The sequence below is a fragment of the Enterobacter sp. 01-M-03-SI-ECC genome (genome assembly GCF_047530215.1).
In the GTDB taxonomy this organism is placed as follows: domain Bacteria; phylum Pseudomonadota; class Gammaproteobacteria; order Enterobacterales; family Enterobacteriaceae; genus Enterobacter; species Enterobacter chengduensis.
Window position 1 is genome coordinate 5,175 of record NZ_JBLKDA010000064.1, and the last position, 2,129, is coordinate 7,303.

Genomic DNA, 2,129 nt, shown 5'->3' on the forward strand with positions numbered 1-2,129 from the left:
TCGGACCAATATGAAGCCCCCTGATGGTCAACTCAGATACAGGGACACTGGCAAGGTACTCTTCAGTAAAGAGTGACGACGGCAGGGTCAGCATTTCATCCAGCCGTAGCCCACAATTTTTCATCAGCACAATCATTAAACTGAACAACCCGGACTCAGATTTCAGTGCCTCATCCAGGATATGAACCTCTGCATCATTCAGTGGGTTGATTGTCCTTTTTGTTGTGCTGGTTATCCTGATGGCAAGATCCGAACTTATCACCTTGCGTCGCCCGTCAACGACTTTTTCGACCAACGTAAAAAATGAGCTGGCAGCCAGCTCACCACACTTGCCCAGAAATACGTAAAACCGTCGGATAACGCTGATGTACACCGCCGCGGTGGATGAGGCGATGCGCCCCTGCCTTACGGCCCCCAGAAGATACTCCCTGAAGCCATATGTAGGGCTTTGGTATTTCAACGTTCCCGGGGTGAAAGGGTCAAGTCCGTTATCCTCCAGCCACCTTATCCAGCGTAAAAATGCCCGGGCTAAAGGCTTTAAATCCCTGGCCTGCAGGATAGCTTTATCCATAAGATAAAAGTGTACATATCGGCTCAGTTTTCGATTCTGGATGCCGCTAATATAAGGTATTTCAGCATACAGAAATCCGGGTTCAAATTTCAGTTTCGGCTCTGTTGCATCCAGTTTGCTGACACGCCCATAACGCGCATGAATGTTAGTGATTATCCTCACAGTCTGTCGCCCTGAAACGCCACCTCATGCCTACACTATAAATCCGGAAGAAGAAAAAACAAACAACCAGGTTGCCGGGAGTGAATATGCAAATCAGGAGGAAAGTAAAAGATGTAACGACACCATCACGATGCAATACATTGACCTCAACACGTTACCCGGACCATACGTGATAAACATCACAAATCCTTTGAGTGAAGAACTTAAGATGTGATTTTCATTTCCCGGCACAAACCGTGCCCTTAAAAAACAGGCAACGGATACATCTTAATGCCAGAAGTAAACCTTAATTGATTGAATACAGCCTGAGTCCATTGCAAAAATAACACACAGGGTAAATTCGCATATACAGAACCCAACGAAAAGCAAAAGAAACCTGTAACACATTTCGTTTACCTGTCACTTTCAATTGTAAAAGCCAGCAGAAAAAGCGCATATAACTATATTTATCCCTGCGGGGACTTTTGTTTGTGCTATATATTTTTTACAGAGAACCGCAACGCGTCCAAACACAAGAATATATTTACCTCTGGAAAATGGTCTGACTCCCTTTCACGTGGTTGTAGTGACCTGTTCTGTGATTCATGTAATGTCTTTTCTGGATGAGGAAAATATGTCATCACTGATATTTTATACAGACGAAGCACAAGCACTGATTGTAACAGATACCCTTGCCGTCACCGATAATGGGGAGCCGTTATCTTTTGTTTCCAAAGCAGGTTACATCCCCCAGCTAAGAACCATCATAGCAGGAACGGGGGCAGGTGGATTTTCTAACACCTGGTTGCTTGAAGCATCAACCAGAATGGTCGTATCAGGTATACAAAATCTCAATTATCATACATCGGCCTGTCTAAGGAGGCTGTGGAAACAATACAAGCATGACCATGCAATTCCCTCTTCTTCAACGGTGACAACCAGTGTTTATCAGTTCGCAATTTGCGAGGAAACAGGAAATATCGTTTCGTTCGCCTATCGCTCAGTCCATGATTTCGAATCAGAGCAATTACAATACGGAACAGGAGTAAAACCTGAGTGCCAAATCTTGGATGGGGATTTGTTGCAGACAATTCCTGTAATGATGAATGAACAAAGGGCTATACAGGCGACATACCCACACCCGGAACGGATCCATATTGGCGGTGAGATGATTGCGCATTATCTGACATCATCTATGTATCAATGCTTTAAGATTGGGGAATTTGAGGATTTCAGAACTCAGGGAGAGTATATATTGAGCAGGATTTAGGCAAAACGCGGTTCAGATAAAGTGCTTTTAACAGGCTTGCTGAACATTAAAAGGATATCTCTCAATTACGATGAATAGCTTGAATTCTAAAAATAGAAAAGTAGAGTTTAACTCTAAATACATAAAAACAAGAGTAAACGAGCACCC

At 43.5% G+C, this 2,129-nt stretch carries 1 protein-coding gene and 1 pseudogene; one reads left to right on the top strand and one right to left on the bottom strand.

Annotated elements, in window-relative coordinates:
- Positions 1 to 733: pseudogene (locus ACMWKK_RS25595) on the bottom strand (site-specific integrase); the annotation flags it as partial.
- Between the two features lie 613 nt (positions 734 to 1,346).
- Between ACMWKK_RS25595 and ACMWKK_RS25600 the strand changes: the two are divergent.
- On the top strand, positions 1,347 to 1,982 hold the full coding sequence (locus ACMWKK_RS25600; RefSeq protein WP_012477419.1) for a hypothetical protein: 636 nt from the start codon (positions 1,347 to 1,349) through the stop codon (positions 1,980 to 1,982).
- Positions 1,983 to 2,129: the final 147 nt, after the last annotated feature.